This is a genomic window from Stenotrophomonas sp. AR029, assembly GCF_047520695.2.
In the GTDB taxonomy this organism is placed as follows: Bacteria; Pseudomonadota; Gammaproteobacteria; order Xanthomonadales; family Xanthomonadaceae; genus Stenotrophomonas; species Stenotrophomonas sepilia.
Genome location: NZ_JAXBQQ020000007.1, coordinates 35006 through 58147, shown reverse-complemented (window position 1 = coordinate 58147; position 23142 = coordinate 35006). Strand labels below are relative to the sequence as shown.

At 67.2% G+C, this 23142-nt stretch carries 18 protein-coding genes; 14 read left to right on the top strand and 4 right to left on the bottom strand.

Annotated elements, in window-relative coordinates:
• Positions 1–7 precede the first annotated feature (7 nt).
• From ACM0PB_RS17825 to ACM0PB_RS17790, 8 genes are all read left to right on the top strand, one after another.
• Entirely contained in the window at positions 8–3130 is a 3123-nt protein-coding gene (locus ACM0PB_RS17825) for a TonB-dependent receptor (protein WP_414604709.1), read from the top strand.
• Positions 3131–3182: 52 nt separating this feature from the next.
• Positions 3183–3947 carry a Slam-dependent surface lipoprotein gene (locus ACM0PB_RS17820; protein ID WP_065186511.1) on the top strand — a complete coding sequence of 255 codons (765 nt, stop codon included), beginning with the start codon at positions 3183–3185 and terminating at the stop codon, positions 3945–3947.
• 90 nt (positions 3948–4037) lie between these two features.
• Complete coding sequence (locus ACM0PB_RS17815) at positions 4038–5492, top strand: surface lipoprotein assembly modifier (RefSeq protein ID WP_329888945.1); 1455 nt, start codon at positions 4038–4040, stop codon at positions 5490–5492.
• 136 nt (positions 5493–5628) lie between these two features.
• A complete protein-coding gene (locus ACM0PB_RS17810) occupies positions 5629–6033 on the top strand; it encodes a response regulator (protein WP_005416747.1) in 405 nt (134 codons plus the stop codon).
• A 9-nt stretch (positions 6034–6042) separates the two neighbouring features.
• Positions 6043–7629: a sensor histidine kinase gene (locus tag ACM0PB_RS17805; protein ID WP_414604708.1), complete on the top strand. Its 1587-nt coding sequence runs from the start codon at positions 6043–6045 to the stop codon at positions 7627–7629.
• A gap of 70 nt (positions 7630–7699) precedes the next feature.
• Positions 7700–8041, top strand: a complete 342-nt coding sequence (locus ACM0PB_RS17800; RefSeq protein ID WP_065177688.1) for a type II toxin-antitoxin system prevent-host-death family antitoxin — start codon at positions 7700–7702, stop codon at positions 8039–8041.
• Positions 8042–8044: 3 nt separating this feature from the next.
• Positions 8045–8671, top strand: coding sequence for an ATPase (locus ACM0PB_RS17795; RefSeq protein WP_065177689.1), 627 nt, complete (start codon positions 8045–8047; stop codon positions 8669–8671).
• Between the two features lie 63 nt (positions 8672–8734).
• Positions 8735–9352 (top strand): hypothetical protein, encoded by a 618-nt coding sequence (locus ACM0PB_RS17790; protein WP_069138412.1) that lies wholly within the window; start codon positions 8735–8737, stop codon positions 9350–9352.
• A gap of 84 nt (positions 9353–9436) precedes the next feature.
• Here the strand turns inward: ACM0PB_RS17790 and proP are convergent, their stop codons facing one another.
• Positions 9437–10924, bottom strand: coding sequence for a glycine betaine/L-proline transporter ProP (gene proP / locus ACM0PB_RS17785; protein ID WP_164092808.1), 1488 nt, complete (start codon positions 10922–10924; stop codon positions 9437–9439).
• A gap of 568 nt (positions 10925–11492) precedes the next feature.
• Here proP and ACM0PB_RS17780 point away from each other — a divergent pair.
• Complete coding sequence (locus ACM0PB_RS17780) at positions 11493–11909, top strand: host attachment family protein (RefSeq protein ID WP_065177692.1); 417 nt, start codon at positions 11493–11495, stop codon at positions 11907–11909.
• 5 nt (positions 11910–11914) lie between these two features.
• Positions 11915–12238 (top strand): thioredoxin family protein, encoded by a 324-nt coding sequence (locus ACM0PB_RS17775; RefSeq protein ID WP_065186506.1) that lies wholly within the window; start codon positions 11915–11917, stop codon positions 12236–12238.
• Positions 12239–12297: 59 nt separating this feature from the next.
• Here the strand turns inward: ACM0PB_RS17775 and ACM0PB_RS17770 are convergent, their stop codons facing one another.
• Positions 12298–12543, bottom strand: a complete 246-nt coding sequence (locus ACM0PB_RS17770; protein WP_065177694.1) for a hypothetical protein — start codon at positions 12541–12543, stop codon at positions 12298–12300.
• Positions 12544–13004: 461 nt separating this feature from the next.
• Here ACM0PB_RS17770 and ACM0PB_RS17765 point away from each other — a divergent pair, with 461 nt between their 5' ends.
• Positions 13005–15356, top strand: a complete 2352-nt coding sequence (locus ACM0PB_RS17765; RefSeq protein WP_065186505.1) for a GH92 family glycosyl hydrolase — start codon at positions 13005–13007, stop codon at positions 15354–15356.
• Positions 15357–15499: 143 nt separating this feature from the next.
• On the opposite strand, the gene ACM0PB_RS17760 is transcribed toward ACM0PB_RS17765, so the two are convergent.
• Positions 15500–16873 carry a sensor histidine kinase gene (locus ACM0PB_RS17760; protein ID WP_065177696.1) on the bottom strand — a complete coding sequence of 458 codons (1374 nt, stop codon included), beginning with the start codon at positions 16871–16873 and terminating at the stop codon, positions 15500–15502.
• Positions 16866–17540, bottom strand: coding sequence for a response regulator (locus ACM0PB_RS17755; protein WP_065177697.1), 675 nt, complete (start codon positions 17538–17540; stop codon positions 16866–16868). Before ACM0PB_RS17755 ends, ACM0PB_RS17760 begins: the two co-directional genes overlap by 8 nt.
• A 62-nt stretch (positions 17541–17602) precedes the next feature.
• On the opposite strand from ACM0PB_RS17755, the gene ACM0PB_RS17750 reads away from it, so the two are divergent.
• From ACM0PB_RS17750 to ACM0PB_RS17740, 3 genes are read left to right on the top strand one after another with little or no spacing between them, the layout of a single operon-like run.
• A complete protein-coding gene (locus tag ACM0PB_RS17750) occupies positions 17603–18850 on the top strand; it encodes a TolC family protein (RefSeq protein WP_414604707.1) in 1248 nt (415 codons plus the stop codon).
• A complete protein-coding gene (locus ACM0PB_RS17745) occupies positions 18847–20019 on the top strand; it encodes an efflux RND transporter periplasmic adaptor subunit (protein WP_065186503.1) in 1173 nt (390 codons plus the stop codon). Before ACM0PB_RS17750 ends, ACM0PB_RS17745 begins: the two co-directional genes overlap by 4 nt.
• Complete coding sequence (locus ACM0PB_RS17740; RefSeq protein ID WP_414604706.1) at positions 20016–23093, top strand: efflux RND transporter permease subunit; 3078 nt, start codon at positions 20016–20018, stop codon at positions 23091–23093. The genes ACM0PB_RS17745 and ACM0PB_RS17740 overlap by 4 nt, the downstream gene beginning before the upstream one ends.
• Positions 23094–23142 lie beyond the last annotated feature (49 nt).

Genomic DNA, 23142 nt, shown 5'->3' with positions numbered 1-23142 from the left:
CCTGTCCATGCCGTCCACGGCATCCGCCTGTCATCGTCGCGCTACCGTCCTGGCCCTGGCCATCTCCACCGCATTGCTGCCGCTGGCCTGGGTGCCGGTGGTGCAGGCGCAAGCCACACTGGGCGCACCGCTGCGCACTTACGCCATTCCGGAACAACCGTTGGCCGATGCCGTGCGCAGCTTTGGCCGCCAGGCCGATGTGCAGGTGGTCTTCCGCAGTGACCTGGTGGAGGGCCGTCGATCCAGCGCGGTGAGCGGCGAGTACAGCCAGATGCAGGCCCTGCAGCAGCTGCTGCGCGGCAGTGGGGTGCGTGCCCAGCGCGGCATGGATGGCACCTGGAGCCTGCGCGCCGCAGCGGAGGCGGGGGAAGGGGACGGGGAAGGGGTACGGGTGACCGAAACACTGGACGTGGCCGGTCGCCTGCAGTCGGACGGGGGCGAGGCGCGTGATCGGCGCGGCTACGATGATGTGTTCGCGCTGGATCTGACCACAGCGTACTCGGGGCGCGACCGTGTGGAGCGCTATCGCGGCTCCAACCCGGCCGACGTGGTCAAGGATCTGGTCGGTGTGTTCAGCGGTGATGCGCGCAACAGCGGCGCGCTGGACATCAACATCCGCGGCATCCAGGGGCCGGGGCGGGTGCCGGTCAGCATCGACGGTGGCGAGCAGGCGCTCACGGTCTGGCGCGGCTACAACGGCGTCAGCAAGCGCAACTACATCGATCCCAACCTGATCGGTGGCATCCAGGTCATCAAGGGGCCAGGGCTGGTGCGCGATGTGCACAGCGGGATCGGTGGCGCGCTGGTGATAAAGACCATCGATGTTGACGACATTGTTGCTGCCGGCGAGCGCTTCGGCGGGGAGCTGAAGATCGAAGGCAGCAGCAATGCGGTGGCGCCACGCCTGCCGCGGCTGCATACCGGCGAGGACTACCGCACGGTGCCCGGGTTCCCGCAGGGCTCGCCCTCGGCACCGTATGCCGACAGCACGCTGCTGGTGCCGGTGAAGTCGCGCGGTTCTGAAACCCATGTGTTCGCCGGGGAAGACCAGGCCTGGCGGCTGGCGCTGGGCCTGCGTGGCGAACACGTGGACCTGATGGCGGCCTATGCCTGGCGCAAGCGCGGCAACTACTTTTCCGGCACCCGGGGCGCGGCGTACTACGACCAGGATCCGCGCGAGCAGTTCGAGTACAAGGGCCTGGACTACATCACCACGCTGGCGCGCTACTTCAAGCCCGGCGACGAGGTGCCCAATACCTCCAGCGAGCAGGAATCGTGGCTGCTGAAAGCGACCTGGCAGATCAACGACGACCAGCAGCTGCGCGCGAGCTGGCGGCGCACGCTCTCGCACTACGGCGAGATCATGCCCTCGCGTATCCTGTCCGCGCCCGACTACGGTCGCATCCAGTGGCCGCTCAGCCGCGTCGATGCCGATGCCTGGAACCTGGAATACCACTGGCAGCCTGCCGGCAGCCGCTGGCTGGACCTGCGTGCCAACCTGTGGCGCACCGAAACCACCAGCGATACGTACACCGCTGGCGGCTTCCCCAATTTTGCCAGCAACCCCGACTGGAACCCCGGCAGCAGCCCGATCCTGCGCAATACCGCGCTGGCCAATGCCCGCAACGACCGCACCGGCCTGACCCTGAGCAACCGCTTCGCGTTGCATTCCACCCTGGACCTGACCGTGGGCGGCAACTGGCAGTTCGAGAAACTGCGCTCGGCGGACCCGTACTTCGGCGTCAGCGATGGCTGGCGCATGTATCCGCGCGCGGGGCGCCGCCAGGAAGGCGAGGGCTACCTGGTGCTGGACTGGCGGCCGGTGGATTTCCTCTCCCTGAGTGCCGGCGTGCGCTACGCGCGCTATTGGGCCTTCGATGATTTCCTGCAGGACCACCCGGAGCTGATGACCACCTCGGTGTTCCCCAAGGAGGCCCGCTACCGCGTCAACGAACTGCCCGAACGCCCGGCCAGCCTGCAGGGCGAGATCGACGCCATCGAGTCGCAGCGCGCGTTCTGGGACAGCATCGGCATGGGCTTCATTGTTGATGATCTGCTGAAGGGCCTGCTGGGCAGGTATGAGACGCCGGTTGCGGTGGACCACGCCATTCCGTGGCTGCCGGATGCGGACGGCAATTACAGCCGTGCCAGCAACCCCTGCCTGAATGGCGAGGTGGCGGCCATTCCCGGGCTGTTGCCGGTGCAGGGGTCGCAGATCCTGTGCAGTATCCAGAGCGGGCGGCCGCAGACGGTGTCCGGGCGCAATGAGCGCAGGCGCGACCATGCCTGGCTGCCGACCTTCTCCGCTACCGCGCATTTCTCGCCCAATGCGCGCGCCTACGTCCGTTATAGCGAGGCGGTGCGTTTCCCCAGCATGTTCGAGAGCACCATCGCGTTCTCCAGCAGCCTGAACCCGCTGTACCCGCTCAAGCCCGAGCACGCCTACAACTACGAAGTGGGCTATGTGCACAACCTGTCGGCGCTGTTCGGCAACACCGCTGATGCCGACGTGAAGCTGGCCTACTACGTGCACAAGACCCGCAACGTGATCGAGCGCGACGGCAATTTCCTGTTCGACAACCTGGACAAGCAGCGCATCCGCGGCGTGGAGCTGCAGGCGCGCTTCGACAACCGCCGCTTCTTCACCGACCTGGGCATCACCCGCACGCTGGAAAACAAGGTCTGTGATGAAAGCATGGCGGTGCAGCTCGACGCACTCGCCGGCAAGGTGCCCAACTGCGTGCAGGACGGCTTCGTCAGCGGCTACCTGCTGACCCAGGCCATTCCCCGCTTGTCGGTGAACGCGTCGCTGGGCACCCGGCTGTTCGATGAGCGCCTGGAGCTGGGCAGCCGCATCGTGCATTACCAGTGCCACCAGAACCCGGACCTGCAGGCCTACCGTGACCGCCTGTACGCCGGCAGTGGTGGCCTGATCTGGCAGAACGTGCCGTTCACCTGGGGAAACATCACCACCGTCGATGCCTACGCGCGCTGGCGCATCAACGACCATGCCAGCGTCGAGCTGGTCGGCACCAACCTCGGCAACCGCTACTACGTCGACCCGGCCACGCGCTCCACGCTGCCGGCGCCAGGGCGCACGCTGAAGCTCGGTGTCACCGCGCGCTTCTGATGACCTGCCTCGTTGTTGTACCCGTTGTTCCCTCAACCCAAGGAGTAGTTCCATGAAGATGATCTCCCGTTCCGTACTGGCCATGGCCGCCACCTTCGCCCTGGCCGGTGCCGCCCAGGCCGCCGACATCGTCGGTGCGGCCAGCCCGGCCACCGATTCGCAGCTGTACGTCAAGGTCGGTGCCTCCGAAGTCAATGGCGGCCCGCACAGCGCAGGCAAGGCCGGCATCGGTGTCGGCACCGTCTCCAACGCCAAGCCGGTCGATTTCCAGGGCCTGGCCGCATACTCGGCCCCCACCACCGTGGGCAACGTGACCGTACGTACGCTGGCCATGCCGATCACCGGCACCCCGGGCAACCATGCCGGCATGGGCCACTTCAACTTCGTCAAGGTGGGCAGTGGCGATGTCTGGTTCGGTGAATGGTCCAAGGATGGCGCCGCAGGCGGCTTCAACAATCGCCAGGTGTACTTCGCTGGCGACCGTGCGGGCACCACGTTGCCCAGCGGCACCGCCACGTACGCGGTGGCTGGCCTGAACAAGTTCAACGGCAGCAACCTGCTCAGCGGCACCTTCGCCGCGAACTTCGGTACCGGCAAGCTGACCGGCGGCCTGACCGGTGGTGGCCAGACCCTGGCGATCAGCGCCAACATCAACAGCGCCGATGCGTCCTTCGCCGGCACCGCTGTGGCCAACGGTTCGGTCACCGGCAACAGCCAGGGCCAGTTCTTCGGCGCCAACGCGGCCACCCTGGCCGGTATCGCTACGTTCGCCGGCAACAGCCAGTACGACACCGCCTTCGGCGGCAGCAAGAACTGATCGCCACGCCCCTCACGGGGCAGGGCAGGGACAAGCCGCGATCCGCCAGTCCCTGCTTCGGCCCGCTGCATGCACCACCACGGATCGCCCATGCGCCCCCCCATTTTCCTTGTGTTCCTGCTGCTGGTTGCCGCCGACGTGCGCGCCCAGCAGGACGATCTGCGCCGCGTGCTCGAACAGGGCAGCGAACTGCGCCACCAGCAGCAGGACCAGCAGCGCCTGCAACAGGCCGAATCGCAACGGCCGACGCTCACCATCGATGGCCAGACCGTGCGGGTGGAGCGCACCGTCGATGATCTCGGCCAGGCTCTCTACTTGTCATTGCAGCATCAGCAGTGGCCAGCCGCCGCGGCGTTCCTCGCCGAATATATCGAGCTTCCGGGGCACGACCCGCTGCTGCGCCATTATGCGCAGGGTGCGTTGGCCCGCGTGGCCGGCGACCATTCGCGCGCTGCACAGGAGTACGAAGCGCTGCTGGCAGCGCAGCCGGACTTCCTGCCCGCCCGCCTGGAACTGGCGCGTGTCTATGCCGAAGACCAGCGCGACCGCGAGGCGGTGGCATTGTTCGGTGCAATCAAGGCCGGTATCGACAGCAACGATCCGGCCACCGCGGGTGTGCGCGCACGCGTGGACAGCTATCTGGACGCGTTGCAGGCACGCGGGCGCTGGAAGGGTGCGGTCGCCGCCGGGCCTGCATGGAGCGACAACATCAACCGCAGTTCGGCCAGCCGCACCTGCCTGTTCGGTGTCGGCGACACCTGCCTGATCGAACGCACGCTGCCCGAAGCGCAGCGCGCCACCGGCCTGGACTACGACGCCAGCCTGGAACGGCGCTGGGCGTTGGCAGGCCATCATGGCCTGTACGTGCGTGGGCTGGCGTTCGGCCAGGCCTGGCGTGGCTACAGCGCATACAACGAGCTCAACGCCAGCGTGCAGGCCGGCTACAGCTGGCGCAGTGCACGGCACACCCTGCAGCTGGCGCCGAGCCATGACTACCAGGCGCTGGGCAACCACGCCCTGCAGGGCGGCAGTGGTGTGCACGGCGAATGGCAGTACGCCCTGGACGCGCGCAGCCTGCTCAAGCTGGAGGCCGACTGGAAACGCCAGCGCTACCGGCAGCCGGGCCTGGCCGACAACTACGATGGCGAACTGGCCGCGCTGTATGCCACCTGGTTCCGCGCGCTCAACCCGCGCTGGACCCTGTTCGCGGGCGTGGACCTGACCGACAGCAGCGCAGCCGACCCGGCCAACGGCTACCGCCAGCACGGCCTGCGGCTGGGCGCGGCACGGCAGTGGAGTGGCACCACGGCCACGGTGTTCGTGTCGTTGCGTCACCGTGACTATGGTGCCTGGAGTCCTTTGCTGGAGGCGCGCAGGCAGGACGACGAACAGAACCTGATCGCCATCGTGCGCAGCGAGCGGCTGGCGGTGGGCGGGCTGGTGCCCAGCCTGAGCCTGCGCTACGCCTGCATCGACAGCAACGTCGGTTGGCTGTACAGCCATGACCGCAGCCTGCTCAGCCTGAAATGGGAGCGTGCGTTCTGAACGCACCGCTGCCATGCCGGAGTGAATGCGCCGCGGCTGCGATCTTCATCGATCATCACGCGCCCTTGTAGCCCGGTTCGCGCATCCTACGGCCGTTGCGGCGGAGGTGGGCCGCGTGTATCGAGGAGCGCCGGTCGTGCTGGAAGCGGGCAACAAACCAGAAGGCCTGAAAGGGTTGAGAGTACTGGTGGCGGAAGATGAATTCGCCATCGCGATGTTCCTGGTGGACTACCTGGAGCTGAAGGGCGCGCAGGTGGTGGGGCCGGCCGGGGACCTGCAGGCACTCGGCCGGCTGCTGGATGACAACCCCATCGATGTGGCCCTGCTGGACATCAACCTGGGCGGTGAACAGGTGTATCCGCTGGCCGACCGGTTGGCCGAAGCGGGTACGCCGTTCATGCTGACCTCTGGCTACGATGACAACCTGCCCAGCCGCTTCGCGGATGCGCCACGCTGCACCAAGCCCTATCACATCGAGGCCCTGGTCCAGCAGCTGGCGGGACTGGTGGCGACGCCGCAGGCCCCTGCGGGCATCGCCTGATTGCGCGGCATGTCGCGCCACACCGAAGGCCTCCGGGCCGTTGAGCGCCCGGCGGGCATGCCGCCGTCGCTGCAGGCGCATGCGCGCCATGACGGCATGGCCGCCCGTATTGCCCGGCACGACTGGTCAGGCACGCCACTGGGTGCGATCGAGCAATGGCCGCCGCACCTGCGCGCCACCGTCGACCTGATGCTTGCGCACGGCTTTCCGATGATCGTGCTGTGGGGCGAGCAGCTGGTGCAGCTCTACAACGATGGCTATGCCGAGATCCTGGCTGACAAGCATCCTGGCGGACTGGGCCAGCCGACGCGCGAGTGCTGGCCCGAGGTCTGGCACATCAACGGCCCGATCTACCAGCGTGTGTGGCAGGGCGAGACCATCACCTATGAGGACAAGCTCTATCCGCTGGCGCGGCGTGGGCGCTTGGAGGATGTCTGGTTCACCATCACCTACAGCCCCATAGGCGGAGAGGACGGGTGCATCAACGGCGTGCTGGTGACCATGTTCGAAACGACCGCTGCGCACGTCGCGCAGGCGGCCCGCGAACGCGAGGAACAGAAGCGCCGTGAGAGCGACCGCCGGTTGGCGCTGGCCTTCAAGGTGCTGCCGGTGGGTGTCTGCATTGTCGACGCCGACGGCAACCTGCAGCTGTCCAACGACCAGATGCGGACCTATCTTCCCACCGGCAAGGTGCCCTCCACGGATCGCCCCAACCACTACCGGTGGCAGGGGGTGCATCCCGATGGCTCGCGCATCGAACCCCACGATTTCGCCATCGCCCGCGCCCTGCGGGGGGAGACGATGGTCCCGGGCCTGGAGTTCCAGTTCATCCATGACGACGGGCGCGCGCGCTGGACACGCGTCGCCGCCGCACCGCTGCGTGATGCCGATGGCGCGGTGAGTGGCGTGTTCGCGATCGCAGTGGACATCGACGATCTCAAGCGTGCCACCGAGCGCCAGTCGGTGCTGCTGGCCGAACTGCAGCATCGGGTGCGCAACATCATGTCGACCATCCATGCCATTGCCTGGCGGACCCGCGTATCGGTCGGCAGCGTGGACGAGTATGCCGAGCGCCTGTGCGCGCGGCTGATGTCACTGGCGCGCACGCAGAGCCTGTTGACCCGCGGCGCCAATGTAGGGGTCTGCCTGCGCGGCATGCTCGAGGAGGAGATCGCGGCGCAGGCACCGGCGGCCGCCGCCTGTCACCTGCAGGGCGAGGATGTGCTGTTGCCACCGAAGGCGGCCGAAGTACTGTCGCTGGCCATCCATGAGCTGGCCGCCAATGCGCTCCGGCACGGCGCGTTGGCCCACGAGGACGGGCGGGTTGATGTCTGCTGGCACCTGCAGGTGCAGGACGGGCAGCCGTGGCTGGGCCTGCACTGGTGCGAGCGCCATGCCGAGGTGGAGGGGTGGGAGATGCCACGCCAGCGTGGCCTGGGCCGGGTCCTGATCGAGCAGCGGGTGCCCTATGAACTGGCCGGCAGCGGCGAGCTGCGCTTTACCCCGCAAGGCCTGGATGCCTGGATCCGCTTCCCGCTGCGCGATCGCGACAGCCTGCTGCAGACCGACGCCCCGGACACCGGGCTGCCTGGGTAAAAGGGCATTTATCTCCAATTTGGCCAAATTGGGTATAGTGGTTCCCATCCGCCCCGCCTGGAGCCGTGCCATGACCCTGCCGCTGGATCTGCCTGGCCTCGAAAAGGCCCCGGCCTCGTCGGTGAAGACCCGCGGCTGGCCGAGCCTGATGCGCACCGTGCGCGAAAAGCAGGCGCTGGTCATCACCAACCACAATCACCCGGAAGCGGTGATCGTGGACATCCGCACCTACCAGGAACTGCTGGCCAAGGCCGCTGGCGGCGATGCCGGTGAGCGCAACGAGGAACTGCAGCGCCTGCGCAACGAGTTCGACCAGACCCTGGCCGGGCTGCAGCGCGGTGAAGGGCTGGGCAAGGTGCTGGGCCAGCCGATCCGGCGCGGCCGCAAGGTCACCCTCGGCCGCCCGCTCTGATCGATGGGACGCATCCTGGCGCTGGCCGGTGTCAATGGCGCCGGCAAGAGTTCGCTGCTGGGCACCTGGCTGGACGCCGAAGGGCTGAGCTGGTTCAACCCGGACGCGTTCACCCGTCGCCTGGTCGACGCCGGCTGGTCGCTGCCGGAGGCCAACGCCGAGGCATGGCAGGAAGGCACCCGCCGCCTGCGCCAGACCATGGCCGATGGCACCGACTTCGCCTTCGAGACGACGCTCGGCGGCAACACCATTCCGCGCCTGCTGCGTGAGGCCTGCGAACGGCATCAGGTGGCGATCTGGTTCTGTGGGCTGGCCGATGTTGAGCTGCATATCGCCCGTGTTGCTGCGCGGGTGGCCGCCGGTGGCCATGACATTCCAGTCGAGAAGATCCGCGCGCGTTTCGATTCCGCGCGCGCGAACCTGCTGGAGCTGCTGCCGCACCTGGCCGAGTTGCACGTCTACGACAACAGCGCACCGGCCGACGCGCAGGGTTGCGTGGTGCCGCTGCCGGTATTGGCCATGGCTGCAGGCGAACTGCAGTACCCGATTGCCGTAGCCGACCTGCTGCACACGCCCGGCTGGGCCAAGCCCATCGTGATGCGTGCAATGGAATCGAACACCCCGCGCTAGATCCACGCCATGCGGGGATGCCTTGGCTGTGGTTAGACTGGCCGCACACCCAAGGAGGATGACATGCACGGACCTGCGATGTTCCGCTCCACTTCGACCTGCCTTGCGCTTGCTGCGCTGGCGCTGTCCAGCCTGACGGCGATGGCCGCGCCGGCCGCGTCCAAGCGGGTGGTGGCGCCGCCCAGCCTGGTACAGGCGTATCGGGCCGCCGAAGCCAATCTGCGGCTGATTCCCGGCGATGACATCGAATCCGAGTTCCGTCCGGTGTGGACCGCTGTTGCCGATCTCGATGGCGATGGCCGTGCCGAGGTCGTGTATTTCTACACGTCCACCTACACCGGCGGCAGCTTCGCGCAGAGCAATGTGGTGGCGGTGATGACGGCGCTGACAGCGAACGATCCGCGTGGCCAGGAGAACCCGAAGAGCCTGTCGCCGGTGGAGGCAGAGGACTATGCCGCCATCCGCAGGTATGGCTATGGCGATGATGCCGGCATCCAGATTCCGGGCGCGGTGCAGTCGATCCGAATCGAAGGCAACCGGATCATCGTTGCCTTCACCGTTACCGCAGGCGCAACGGTCTGCGAAATTCCCCGCGATTTCCGCCACGTCTGTCCGCCGGACGGAAACTACACCTGGACGCTGCGTTGGACGCCGGGGAAGCTGACCCGCATCAAGACGTAGCGCCATGCAGCGCCGGGCGTATCCACCCGGCGCCACTTGGCCCATCGATCCACGCCATGCGTGGATCGCATTCTGCACCCGGCCTCAGGCAGGCTTCACCTGCTCGGGCTCGGCAACATCCGGCAGCGGCGGCAAGGTCGGGTCCACCGTCACCGGCACATCGCTCTTCAACAGCGCGGCCGCTTCCTTGTCGCTGCCGACGGCCGGCGGTGAACCGCGCAGCGGCAGGCCGGCGGTTTCCTTCACGAACAGCATGGTCACCAGGCCGATCACCGCCGCGCCCATCAGGTAATAGGCCGGCACCAGCGGGTCGCCGGTACGCTCCACCAGCCACGCGGTCACCAGCGGCGTGGTGCCACCGAACAGCGACACCGACACATTGAAGGCGATCGACAGCGCGCTGTAGCGCACCGGGGTGTAGAACAGCGCCGGCAGCGTGGACGGCATCGAGCTGGTGAAGCACACCAGCGCCAGCCCCAGCAGCATCAGGCCCAGGAAGATCAGTCCGTCATTGCCGCTGCCCACCAGCAGCAGGCAGGGCACCGCCAGCACCAGCAGCGCGATGCAGGCGCCAATGATCATCGGCCGGCGGCCCAGCCGGTCACTGAACAATCCGCCGACGATGTTCAGCGGCATCATCACCAGCATCACGATGATGATCAGCAGCAGGCCCTTGCTCTCGGCATAGCCCATGGTGACGCTGAGGTAGCTGGGCATGTAGGTCAGCAGCATGTAGTCGGTCACGTTGAACACCAGTACCAGGCCCATGCACACCAGCAGCTGGCGGCCATGCACATGGAACAGCGCGCCCAGCCCGGGCCGGTCGTGCTCGCGCTTCTCGGCTTCCTCGGCGAAGGCGCGGAACGCCGGGGTTTCCTCCAGCTTCATGCGCATGTACAGGCCGAGCAGGCCCAGCGGGCCGGCCACCAGGAACGGAATGCGCCAGCCCCAGTCCAGCATCTGTTCGCTGCTCAACACCATGTGCAGCGCGGTCACGGTACCGGCGCCGGCGATATAGCCGCCCAGCGTGCCGAACTCCAGCCAGCTGCCCATCAGGCCGCGGTTGCGGTCGGTGGAGTATTCGGCGATGAAGGTCGCCGCGCCGCCATATTCACCGCCGGTGGAAAAGCCCTGCACCACGCGTGCGAGCAGCAACAGCACCGGTGCCCAGATGCCGATGCGCTCGTAGGCGGGAATCAGGCCGATCGAAAAGGTGCCCAGCGCCATCAGGACCATGGTGAACGCCAGCACTTTCTGGCGGCCGTAGCGATCACCCAGCGGGCCGAACACCAGGCCGCCCAGCGGCCGTACCAGGAACGCTACGGTGAACGTGGCGAACGCGGCGATCACCTGCGCGGTGGGATTGCTGGAGGGGAAGAACACCTGGCCGATGGTGACCGCCAGATAGCCGTAGACACCGAAGTCGAACCACTCCATGGCATTGCCAAGTGCGGCCGCGCCGACGGCGCGCTTGAGCATGGGCTTGTCGACGACGGTGATCTCATCGACCTTCAGGTGGCGGCGGCGTTTGAACCAGCCGAAGTGGGCGTGTGCATCGGGGGTGTCCTGCATGGGGCTCCCTTGTAAGTGGAAGAGGTGAATAGACGGTGGGCTAGGTCCCGGAAATCGGAAACGGCGATGCAGGCGCAGGTGGCGCAGGGGCATCGGTGAGTGGCGTGGGGGCCGGGGAATGTGTGCAGGCACGACGCCACGCGCACGGCAACGCACCGCCGCAACGGCGGAAACGCAGCAACAGGATCACTGCGGTCGCGCAGTCAGCGGCCGGAGGTCACAGCAGCGTAGGGAGGGCAGGCCAGAGCGCCTGCGGGCGTCATCCGCCAGGATCCAGCGCGAGGCGGTGGAAGGGCAGGGCGGGAGCCATCGTGGCAAGCGAAGCGCCGGTCGGCAGTGCTTTCCACGTAACAGGTGCGCCCGTCACGTAGTGGGTCATGTCGATCATCCGTTCATCATAACGGCATCGGCGTGAGCATGCAGAGAAGCGGCCTGATCTGCACGCTGTGTTCCATCACGCCTGTTCATCCGCGCAGCGTGCAATGACATGCGTTGAACGAACTCTGGCCGCAGCGCTCACGCAACGCTGTCTACGGTAGCGCTGAACGCAATCGAGAAGGAGCATCGCATGACCCGTCGCATTCCCGAAGGTACGCTGATCATCGTCGCCGATGGTGGTTCGGCCCGCGTGTTCACCAACGTCGGCAACGAACATCAACTGGCGTTGAAGCAGGAAGGCGAACTGCGCCTGCAGGACATCAGCGAGCAGGGTGTCTCCGGGCAGGGGCCGGCCGGTGCGGTGCCGAAAGACATGTCCATTTCGCAGCTCAACGAGGCGACGTTCGCCAAGCAGGTGGCGGAGCAGTTGAACGAAGATGCGCTCAACAACCGCTTTGCACACCTGGTGCTGGTGGCAGACCCCACCACCCTGGGCCGTATCCGCCCGCTGCTGCACAAGGAGGTCCAGGCCCGCCTGCTGGGCGACATTGCCAAGGACCTGACAAACGCCCCGCTGGCGGATATCCAGAAAGCGTTGGCGGCGTAACCGGCATGCCGTTCATGCGTGACTACCTGGCGGCGGAGCCCGCTGGCGCGGACGTGGACGCGCAGGCGGGCTGGCTGCTGCTCGAGTTCGGTGCACCCTGGTGTGGTCACTGCCAGGCCGCGCAGCCCGCACTCCAGGCGTTTGTCGACGCCCACGATCCGGTGCATTGGAAGATCGAGGATGGCAAGGGAAAGCCGCTGGGGCGTGCTTTCAAGGTAAAACTGTGGCCCACCGTGGTGCTGTTGCATGACGGCCAGGAGGTGGCGCGGGTGGTGAGGCCGATCGACAGCGCCGACCTCGCCACCTTGCAGGGCGCATTGCCGGGCTGAGGGCAGCAATCGCTGCGTGCGGTGCGCACGGCGCCGAGCAGGTTCGGCTGCGTCGCGGTCTAGTGATAGGTCACCTTTTCCGCTTCCGCACGCGGCTTCTGCAGCAACGACCGACCATGCTGGCTCAGCATGACCATCGCGTCGGCGATCTCTTTGGCGTTGTAGCCCATCGGTGCGGGTGGCTTCGGCTCGGGGCCGTACTGCTCGCCGATGAGGATGGCCATGCCTTCGGCACTGTTGAGGGCATGTTCGATACGCTGGAACAGCGATTCCATGGCCGGGCTGAGCGGACGCGTGTGTTTCATGCGGAAACTCCTTGGGAAGCGAGGGCCACCGCAAGGGTGGCGGGCGATGCGTGCTTGGAACTCCCGGAAGGAACAGAGAAAACCGGAGGGCCTGACGGCCACACGCAGCGCCCGCCGCAGTTACGACGAGCTATCTCTGTCCTTCTTTTCGGGGGTTCCAATCCCGGCAGCGGGATGTCCGCTGCGGCGCCATTCTGGGCAGATCGAGGCGCTGCGCACCAATTGATGGTTCGTCTCGCTTTGTCCCGCTCCGAAGGCGCGGTCTTTCAGAAGTGCATGTGTGGACATCCACTGCCGTATTGGCACCGATCTGGAAGCGGGAAGCCGGAAGCCTATGAGGCGATTCGTCGTCCGGCCATGCAATTATGTGCAAATCATCGTGCCGGTTCCGGCGGCCGCACTGCAGCATGCGACAGGGCAGGGCCGGTGCTACTCTCTGACCACCACCTGAATCGATCCAAATGCCGATGCCCACGCTGGACCGTCGTCTCCTGATCGCTGTCGCCGCCACGGCGATGTTCGCTTCCGGCCTGGCCAGTGCGGCCCCAGCCAGAACCGCCGCCGACAAGGCATACGCCTCGGTCGATCCGTTCATCGGCACCGGTGGCGAGGGCCACACCTACCCCGGCGCCACGGTGCCGTTCGGCATGGTCCAGCTCAGCCCGGACACGCGTATCCAGCCGCGTGAAAAGGCCTATGGCTGGGCGGCGGGCTACCGCTATGACGACAGCAGCATCGTCGGTTTCTCGCATACGCATTTTTCCGGCACCGGTCATTCGGACCTGGGTGACGTCCTGCTGATGCCGTTCACCGGCAATCCCGGGCTGGAGCGCGGCGATCCGGAGAAGCCGCGCAGCGGTTACGCCTCACGGTTCCGCCACGCTGACGAGAAGGCCGAGCCGGGCTACTACGCAGTCACCCTGGATGACTACAAGGTGCGTGCCGAGCTGACCACCAGTGCGCGCGTGGGCGTGCATCGCTACGCCTTCCCCAAGGGCACCGACGCCAAGGTGCTGCTGGACATGCGTACCAGCATGTACGACTACCCGGGCAAGGTGCTGTGGTCGCGGGTGCGGGTGCGCGCCGATGGCACGGTGACCGGCTTCCGCGAAACCCGAGGCTGGGCGCCGGGCCGCCAGCTGTACTTTGCGATGCGCTTCTCACGCCCGCTGGCCGGGCATGAGCTGCACAACACCGAGCAGGACATCGTCTACAAGGGCTTTCCGCCGCCGGGCGAAAAGGACCCGGCACAGCGCGCCCAGATCGAGGGTCGTCAGCTGGTTGGTACGTTCGCTTTCGGCAAGCTCGATGCACCGCTGGTGGTGAAGGTGGCGATCTCGCCGGTCAGTGAAGCCGGTGCCATCGCCAACCTCGACGCGGAAGTGGCCGACTTCGATTTCGACCGCGTGCGTGCACAGGCGAAGCAGGAGTGGACGCAGGCACTGTCCGTGCTGGACATTGACGCGCCGGAACATGCGCGGCGCAGTGCCTATACCGCGCTGTACCACACGATGCTGGGGCCGACGCTGTTCATGGATGCCGATGGCCAGTACCGCGGCGCGGACAATGCCGTGCACAAGGCCGATGGCTTCACGCACTATTCGACGTTCTCGCTGTGGGACACCTACCGCGCGTTGCACCCGCTGCTGACCTTGGTGCAGCCGGGAAAGCGCAACAGCGACTTCATCAACTCCATGCTGGCCCACCACGAGCACAGCCCCTACGGCATGCTGCCGGTGTGGTCGTTCCACGGCCTGGAGGACTGGTGCATGATCGGCTACCACGCCGTGCCGGTGATCGCCGATGCCTACGTGAAGGGCATTCGTGGCTTCGATGCCGACAAGGCGCTGAAGGCAATGGTCGAGACCGCCAATTACGGCCCTTACGACGGCATCGCGCAGTACCGTGAGCTGGGCTATGTGCCGATCGACGAGGAAGGTGAAGCGGCCAGCAAGACGCTGGAGTACGCCTTCGACGACTGGACCATCGCACGCATGGCGCAGGCCATGGGCAAGGCCGATATCGCGGCGACCTTCGACAAGCGCGCAGGCAACTGGCGCAATGCCTTCGACAAGGACACCGGCTTCATGCGCGCGCGCAAGCGCGATGGCAGTTTCCGCACGCCCTTCGACCCCAGCGCCAGCGGCTACGGCACCGACTATACCGAGGGCAACGCATGGCAGTATTCGTGGTACGTGCCGCAGGACGTCGCTGGCCTGGCCGCCGCGCACGGGGGCAGCGACAAGCTGCTCGCGCGCCTGGACGAGGTGTTCAACGCCAAGGTGGATCCATCGATCTTCGAGCACATGGAAGACATCACCGGCCTGATCGGCTGGTATGCGCACGGCAACGAGCCCAGCCACCACGTGGCCTACCTGTATTCGTACGCCGGCCAGCCGTGGCGCACCCAGGCGCGGCTGAAGCAGATCATGGATACCCAGTATGCCGACCGTCCCGATGGCCTGGCCGGCAACGATGACGTCGGCCAGATGTCGGCGTGGTATGTGTTCACCGCGCTGGGCTTCTACCCGGTGGCACCGGGCTCGGGCGAGTACATCCTGGGCCGTCCGTTCCTGCCCAGGACCGCGATTCGTCTGCCGAACGGCAAGACGTTCACCATCGTGGCCGAGGGGCTGGATGACGCGCACACGTATGTGGGCAGCGTGACGTTGAACGGCAAGCCGCTGCAGCGTACCTTCCTGCGCCACGACGAGATCCTGGCCGGTGGCGAACTGCGCTTCAGCATGCAGGCCGAGCCGAACAAGGACTGGCCGGGGCAGGGCGCGCAGGCGCCCTATTCGATGAGCCGGTGACGCGCACTCGGTAGGTGCCGACCTTGGTCGGCACGCTTCACGGGTGACCAGGAACCTGTGGAGCCGAGCCCATGCTCGGCTCAGGCATCGTGCCAGGAGCAGCCGAGCATGGGCTCGGCTCTACAAGGGCGGTTCAACAGCGCTCATCGGAACCGCAACCCCACCCGCGCACCGCCGATCGGGGCGGTATCAATCATCAAGGTCGCGCCATGCCGTTGCGCGATCTCGGCCACAATCGCCAGTCCGAGCCCGCAGCCGTCGCCCTCGCTGCTGGCCCGGTAGAAGCGTTCTGTGACGCGCGCGCGTTCGGCTTCGGCGATGCCGGCGCCGTCATCGTCCACCCATACCTGCACGCCGTCGGTTCCCTGCCGAACGCCGAGGGTGATGACTCCGGGCGTGGCGCCGTAGCGCAGCGCGTTGTCCAGCAGGTTGCCCAACGCCTCGCGCAGCAACTGCGCATCGCCCTGTAGCTGCACGCCGTCGTCGGGTCCGTCGTAACCCAGGTCCACGCCCGCAGCCAACGCACGGTCAGCGTAGCGCTCGACCACGCCACGCGCCAGCGCGGCCAGATCCAGAGGCTGCAGCGGCAGTGCGCTGCCCTGTGGATCTTCCGAGCGGCTGAGCATCAGCAGCTGGTTGACCAGGTGCTGCAGCCGTGCCAGCCCGGCCAGCGTGCCGGACAACGCCAGCTGCTGGGCCTGCGGATCCTGGTGGCGGAGTGAGCTCTCCAGCTCCACCTGCATTGCCGCCAGCGGCGTGCGCAGCTGGTGCGCGGCATTGCTGACGAAGCGCCGTTGCGCGGCCTGCATGGCGTCCAGTCGTTGCAACAGCGCGTTGTAGGCCTCCACCGCCGGCCACAGCTCGCGTGGCGCCTCCTGCGCGGGTTCCAGGGGCGCCAGTGGGTCCGGGCGGGGGCTGGCCAAGCGCCGCGCCACCTGGTTGGCATGGCGTGCGGCCGCGCCGGTCCCGGACCAGGCCAGCCACGCGGCAAGCGTGAGGATCGCAGCCTGGAACGGGATGCTGGTCAGCAGCAGCTTGCGCTCCAGCCGGTGGCGCTTGCGCAGCGTCTCGGCTACGCGCAGCCGGATATCGTGGCCCGGTCCGGCACTGACGAGGACTTCGACCATGCGCACCGGCTGCCCGCGCAGGCGCGCATCGTAATAAACCGCGTCGTCGCTTGATGCGGCGGTGGCCGGGCGCGGCAGCGCTTCGGCCAAGTCGCCATACAAGCGTCCACCCGCAGCATCGACCACTTCGCCATGCACTTCGTCGGCGGTGTCCCAGCTGAACATACGTGACACCGCGGGCGTGATCTCGATTGATGCATGACCCTCCTGTACCGTCACCAGCTCGGACAGGGACATCGCCGAGTCCAGCAGCCAGCGGTCATAGACCTGACCGGCGTAGAAGCGCGCCAGCGCGAAGGAACCCACCGCGCTGCACATCAGCAGCACCAGCAGCGGCAGCCACAGGCGGCGCAGCAGCAGGCTCCGCAGGCTGTGCACGCGCTCAGTCACCGCTGGCCTCCAGGCGATAACCCAGGCCACGCAGCATGCGGATGCCGACGCCGGCACGCGCGTGTTCCAGCTTGCGGCGCAGGCGACTGACATGCACTTCGATCACCGACAAGCTGGCCTCGTGGTCCCAGCTGTACAAAGCGTCGAACAGGCGCTGCTTGGTGACGGTGCGGCCGGGATGCTGCATCAGTGCTTCGACCAGCGACAGCTCGCGGGCGGTCAGTTCGATGCGCTGGCCGTCCACCTGCGCCTCATTGCGGATGCTGTCGAAGCACAAACGGCCCAACCGCTTCTGCGCCGGTGCATCGCTGCGGCGACGCGACAGCGCACGCAGGCGGGCTTCCAGTTCCCCCAGTGCAAATGGCTTGGCGAGATAGTCGTCGCCACCCCGGTCGAGGCCGAGGATGCGGTCCTCCACGCCATCGCGCGCCGTGAGGATCAGCACCGGCAGGGTGACACCGTCGTTGCGCAGGCGCGAGAGCAGGTCGAGGCCATCGACGTCGGGCAATGAAAGGTCGAGCACCATCACGTCATATGGCGCGCTGGCCAGTGCAGCGGGTGCATGCAGCCCGCGCGAGAGGTGGTCGCACAGATGACCCGCGCCCTGCAGGGCACGGATCAGTCCATCGGCCAGGGCGGCGTCGTCTTCGATCAGCAGGATTCGCATTGCAAGCTTCGTGCAAGGTTGGGGCAAGTTTGGCGCAAGTGCGTCACCTTACCGTGACGCGCATGAACTTCTTCCCTTGCCTTGCGGCTGTGTTGGCCGCCCTCCTGTGCGCACCTGCGGCGTCGGCACTTTCCCTGCAGGAGGCGCAGCGCGCCATGGAAGCACACAACCCGGACCTGCGTGTGGCGGCACTGGCGCTGCGTGGCGTGCAGGGCGACGCGCAGACGGCGGCGCTGCGTCCAGCGACCGAGCTGTCGATCGGCACCAGCAAGCTCAGCCCCAGGCACGGCGTCGGCCCGGGCCGCTGGCAGGACAAGCGGATGGACAGCACCGTGGGCCTGGGCTGGACCTGGGAACGCGGTGGCAAGCGCGCGTTGCGTATCCGCCAGGCCGATGCGCTGCTGGAGGTGGCCGGGCTGGAGATGCTCGATGCGCGGCGTCGCCAGCAGGTGGCGCTGCATGAGGCCTACTTCGGCCTGAAGCGCGCGCAGGAGCGGGTGCAGATTGCCGAGGCCAACCGCCAGAGTTCGGCCGAACAGATGGCGGCAGCCGACAAGCAGGTTGCCACCGGGGCGATGGCGCCGGTCGACCGCGCGCGGCTGGCGGTGGACGACCTGGCGGTGGCCGACGCGGCGCGCGAGGCGGCCCTGGATCTGCGCGATGCACGGCATGCGCTGGGCCTCCTGCTCGGGCGTGACGACAGCGGTGACCTCAGCGCCGATGATCCCTGGCCGGACCTCGCAGGCGTTGCCGCAACGCGCGCGTTCGATCCGCAGCAGCGTGCCGATCTGCGCGCAGCGCGTTCGCGCCTGGCCGCGGCCGATGCCGGTGTAGCACTGGCGCGCAGCGAGCGCCATCGCGATGTCCAGCTGGGTGTGGAAGCCGAACGCGAGCCGACCGACATCAGCGGTGTGACCTGGGGCGTGTCGTTGACCATTCCACTCGGTGGCCCATCGCGTGCACGCGGCGCGATGCAGCGTGCCGAGGCCGACCGTGATAGTTCGGCGCTGGAACTGCAGGTGCTGCAGCGCGAAGCGCGCGCCGAACTTGACCTGCTGCAGGCCAGCGCGCAGTCCGCCGCGCAGCGCCGCAGCGACTACGAAGGACTGCAGTCCGACGCTGCGCGCAAGGCGGTACAGGGCATCGAACTGGCCTACCGGCGCGGCGCCGCCAGCCTGACCGATCTGCTGGATGCGCGCCGCAGCTGGCGCGAATTCGAGGCCGCGCTGATCGAAGCGCGTGCCGACCATGCCATTGCCCTGGCGCGCTGGGAAGCGGCCACATCCGTTGTTGAAGGAGAGTCCCGATGAAGTCCACCGTCGCCCGTCGCCTGCGTGCGCGACATGCCGTGCTGCCGGCCCTGCTGGCGCTGGCCCTGCTGGGCGGCTGCGGCCGCGAACCGGCGTCGTATACCGAGGACGCGCCGCAGGTCAGTGCCGGCCAGATCCAGTTTCCAGCCGGCAGCCGCCAGCTGGACGTGCTGCGCAGCGAGGCGGTGACCGCCGGCGCCAGCGCCAGCCTGCAGCTGCCGGGCCGGGTGGCCTGGGACGAGACACGCTCCAGTGCACTGCGCACGCCGTTGCCGGGTCAGGTGGCGCGCATCGAGGCGCAGCCGGGGCAGAGAGTGAAGGCAGGGCAGGTGATCGCCTGGATCACCTCGCCGGAGTTCGGCCAGGCCCAGGCCGAGGGCGCGCGTGGCCGTGCCGAACTGCAGCAGGCACGCAAGGAGCTGGAGCGCACCCGCGAGCTGCACGCCGCGGGAGTGGCGTCGGGCCGTGAACTGGATGAAGCCGAAGCGAGCTTTGCCGGCAGCCAGGCCGATCATGCGCGCGCGACTGCATTCGCCCGGGCCTATGGCAATGGCCAGCGCGTGGACCAGCGCCTGCCGCTGCGCGCCCCCATCGATGGCGTGCTGGTGGAGCGGCGGATGAACCCGGGCATGTCGGTCAGTCCCGACAGCGAGCAGCCATTGGCAGTGATCGGCGATCCGGACCGCCTGTGGCTGCTGCTGGATGTTCCTGAAAGCCTGGCAGGGCGGTTGAAGGCCGGCATGCAGGTGAGCGTGCCCGGCGCCGATGGACAGCCGCTGCAGGCGACGCTGCAGCACGTGGATGACTTCATCGACAGCGAACGCCGGGTGGTGCAGGCGCGTGCCGAGCTGGACAACCGCGCACGTGGCTTCAAGGCCGGGCAGTACGTGCGCGCCCAGGTGGCGTTGCCGTCCGAGGGCGGTGTCTCGCTGCCCGACGCCGCGGTGTTGCTGATCGACGGAAAGCAGGTGGTGTTCGTGGAGGAAGGCAAGGGCCGCTTCGTGCGCCACGCGGTGCACGCCGAGGAGCTGGGTGACGGCCGCCTGTGGGTGCGTGAAGGCCTGGCGCCGGGCAGCAGAGTGGTCGTCGAGGGTGGCCTGCTGCTGCAACAGCTGGTGGACAACGCGCCGGCAGCCGCCAGCACCGGCACGGGGCGCGCCGCGCCATGATCGATCGCCTGATTGCCTATTGCCTGCGCCAGCCGGTGATGGTGATGCTGGCGCTGCTGCTGTTCATCGGCGCTGGCATCGCCGCGTTCCGCGTGCTGCCGGTGGAAGCCTTCCCGGATGTGTCCGACACCCAGGTGACGGTGGTATCGCTGCACCCGGGCCGGGCCGCCGAAGAGGTGGAACGCGAGGTGACGATGCCACTGGAAGTGGCGCTGTCTGGCATTCCGCATTCGGTGCGGGTGTTCTCGCACACCCAGTTCGGCCTGTCGATGATCATCCTGACCTTCGACGACAAGGCCGATGACTACTTCGCACGCCAGCAGGTGCTGGAGCGCCTGCAGGGCGTGGAGCTGCCGGAAGGGGTGACCCCGGAGCTGGAGGCGATGAGCTCGGCGGTGGGCGAGATCTACCGCTATGTGCTGAAAGGCCCGCACCTGACCCCGACCCAGCTGCGCACCGTGCAGGAATGGACGATGGAGCGTAGCCTGCGCACCGTTCCTGGAGTGGCCGATGTGATCAGCTTCGGTGGCTTTGCGCGCACCTTCCAGGTCAAACCGGATTTGGACAAGCTGCGTGACCGCGGCATCAGCCTCGGTGAGTTCGCCGAGGCGCTGGAGAAGGGGAGTTCGAACGCGGGCGGCGGCTATGTGGAACGCGGCCAGCAGCAGTTCCTGATCCGTGGTGTGGGCCTGATGCGTTCGCCGGCCGACATTGGCAACGTGGTGGTGGCGCAGCGCGGTGGCACGCCAATCCTGGTACGCGACCTTGCCGGTATCGCCGATACCGGCCTGCCCCGGCAGGGCCTGGTCGGCCAGGATGACAATGACGATGCGGTGTTCGGCATGGTGCTGATGCGCAAGGGCGAGAACCCGTCCGACGTGCTCGACGCCCTGCACGCGCGCATCGCCGAGATCGAAGCGAACCAGCTACCGGCCGGGGTCAGCATCGAGCCGTTCTACGACCGCTCGTGGCTGGTGTCGACCACGTTGAAGACCGTGTTCCGCAACCTGCTTGAAGGCGCGGTGCTGGTGTTCCTGGTGCTGTGGTTGTTCCTGTACAACGCCCGCGCCGCGCTGATCGTGGCGGCGATGATGCCGCTGGCCCTGCTGTCGACCTTCCTTGGCCTGCATCTGTGGGGCGTACCGGCCAACCTGTTGTCGCTGGGTGCGATGGACTTCGGCATCATCATCGATGGCGCGGTGATCGTGACCGAACACATCGTGTCGCGGCTGTCGAAGCTGCCGCCGAACGCTGACAGGAAGACGCGCTTCTCTACCGTACTCTCGGCAGCCTCCGAAGTGGGGCGCCCAACGTTCTTCTCGATGCTGATCATCATCGCCGCACACATCCCGATCTTCACCCTGCAGCGCCAGGAGGGCCGAATGTTCGCGCCGATGGCGTACTCGGTGACCTCGGCGTTGATCGGTGCGTTGATCCTCGCACTGACCGTGGTGCCACTGTTCTGCTACTGGTGGCTGCGCCGCGACCGCATGCGCGATGGCAATCCGCTGATGGACCGCCTGACCGGCTGGTACAAGCCGATCCTGGAGCGTGCATTGGCCCGCCCGCGTGCGGTGGTACTGACCGCAGTTGCGCTGCTGGTCGGCACGCTGGCATTGGGCACCCGGTTGGGTTCGGAGTTCCTGCCCGAGCTGGACGAAGGCTCGATCTGGTTGACCGCCACGCTCGACCCGAGCACCAGCCTGGCCGAGGCGCAGCAGCAGTCGCGGCGCATCCGTGAGCTGGTCGGCACTTTCCCGCAGGTATCGACCGTGGTGGCCAAGTTGGGGCGCCCGGAAGACGGATCCGATGCCAAGGGCGCCAACCAGATCGAGGCGCTGGTGGCGTTGAAGCCTGAGAAGGAATGGCCGAAGGGCGTGGACAAGCGCCAGCTGGTGAGCGATCTGCAGCGCACCTTGGAGCAGCGGATTCCCGGGCCGGAGTTCTCGATCTCGCAGCCGGTGCGCGACAACATCCTGGAGAGCATCTCGCAGATCAAGGGCCAGGTGGTGATCAAGGTCAGCGGCTCGGACCTGGATGTACTGAACCAGCACGCGCAGGCGATCCTGGGGCAGGTGCGTGGCGTGGAGGGCGTAGAGAGTGCCTTCATTGATCGTGACGGCTCATTGCCGCAGCTGCAGATCGAGATCGACCGCGATCGTGCGGCACGCTATGGACTGAATGTGCGCGACATCGACGAGGTGATCGAGACCGCACTGGGCGGGCGCCAGGTTGGTGAACTGTGGGAAGGTGACCGCAGGTTCCCGATCACGCTGCGCCTGGACGACGCCGACCGTGACCTGCAACGGTTGCGCACGGTGCCGGTGGGCATTGGCGATGGCCACACCGTGACGCTGTCCGACGTGGCCGAGTTCCGCATGGCCAGTGGCGCGATCAACATCTCGCGTGAGAACGCACAGCGGGTGAAGGCGGTGAGCATCTTCATCGCCGGCCGCGACATGGGCAGCGTGGTGGCCGACATGCGCAAGCGCGTGGACGCCAGCGTGCAGCTGCCGGACGGCTACCGGCTGGAGTGGTCTGGCGAGTTCGAGAACCAGCAGCGTGCGATGGAGCGGCTGGGCTGGGTGATTCCGCTGTCGGTGCTGATCATCTTCGTGCTGCTGTTCGATGCCTTCAAGGACATCAGCAGCGCTGCGCTGATCCTGGCCAACGTGCCACTGGCGATGATCGGCGGCATCCTGGCCCTGTGGCTGACCGGCATTCCGCTGTCGGTGTCGGCGGCGATCGGTTTCATCGCGTTGTTCGGGCAAGCAGTGCTGAACGGGGTGGTGATGCTCAGTCGCTTCGCCCAGCTGCGCGAGCAGGGCATGGACCTGCTGCAGTCGGTGGTGCAAGGTTCGCTGCAGCGCCTGCGCACGGTGCTGATGACCGCACTACTGGCGATGTTCGGCCTGCTGCCGATGGCCACCTCGCATGCGATTGGTGCCGAGACGCAGAAGCCGCTGGCGGTGGTGGTGATCGGCGGCCTGCTGTCGGCGATGCTGTTGACCCTGCTGGTACTGCCCACGCTGTACTACTGGGTACACCAGCGCCGCGAGGCCCATGGCGCCTGACCTGACGGTAGCGCCGAGCCCGCGCTCGGCTGCATCTGGCCTTCGCGCG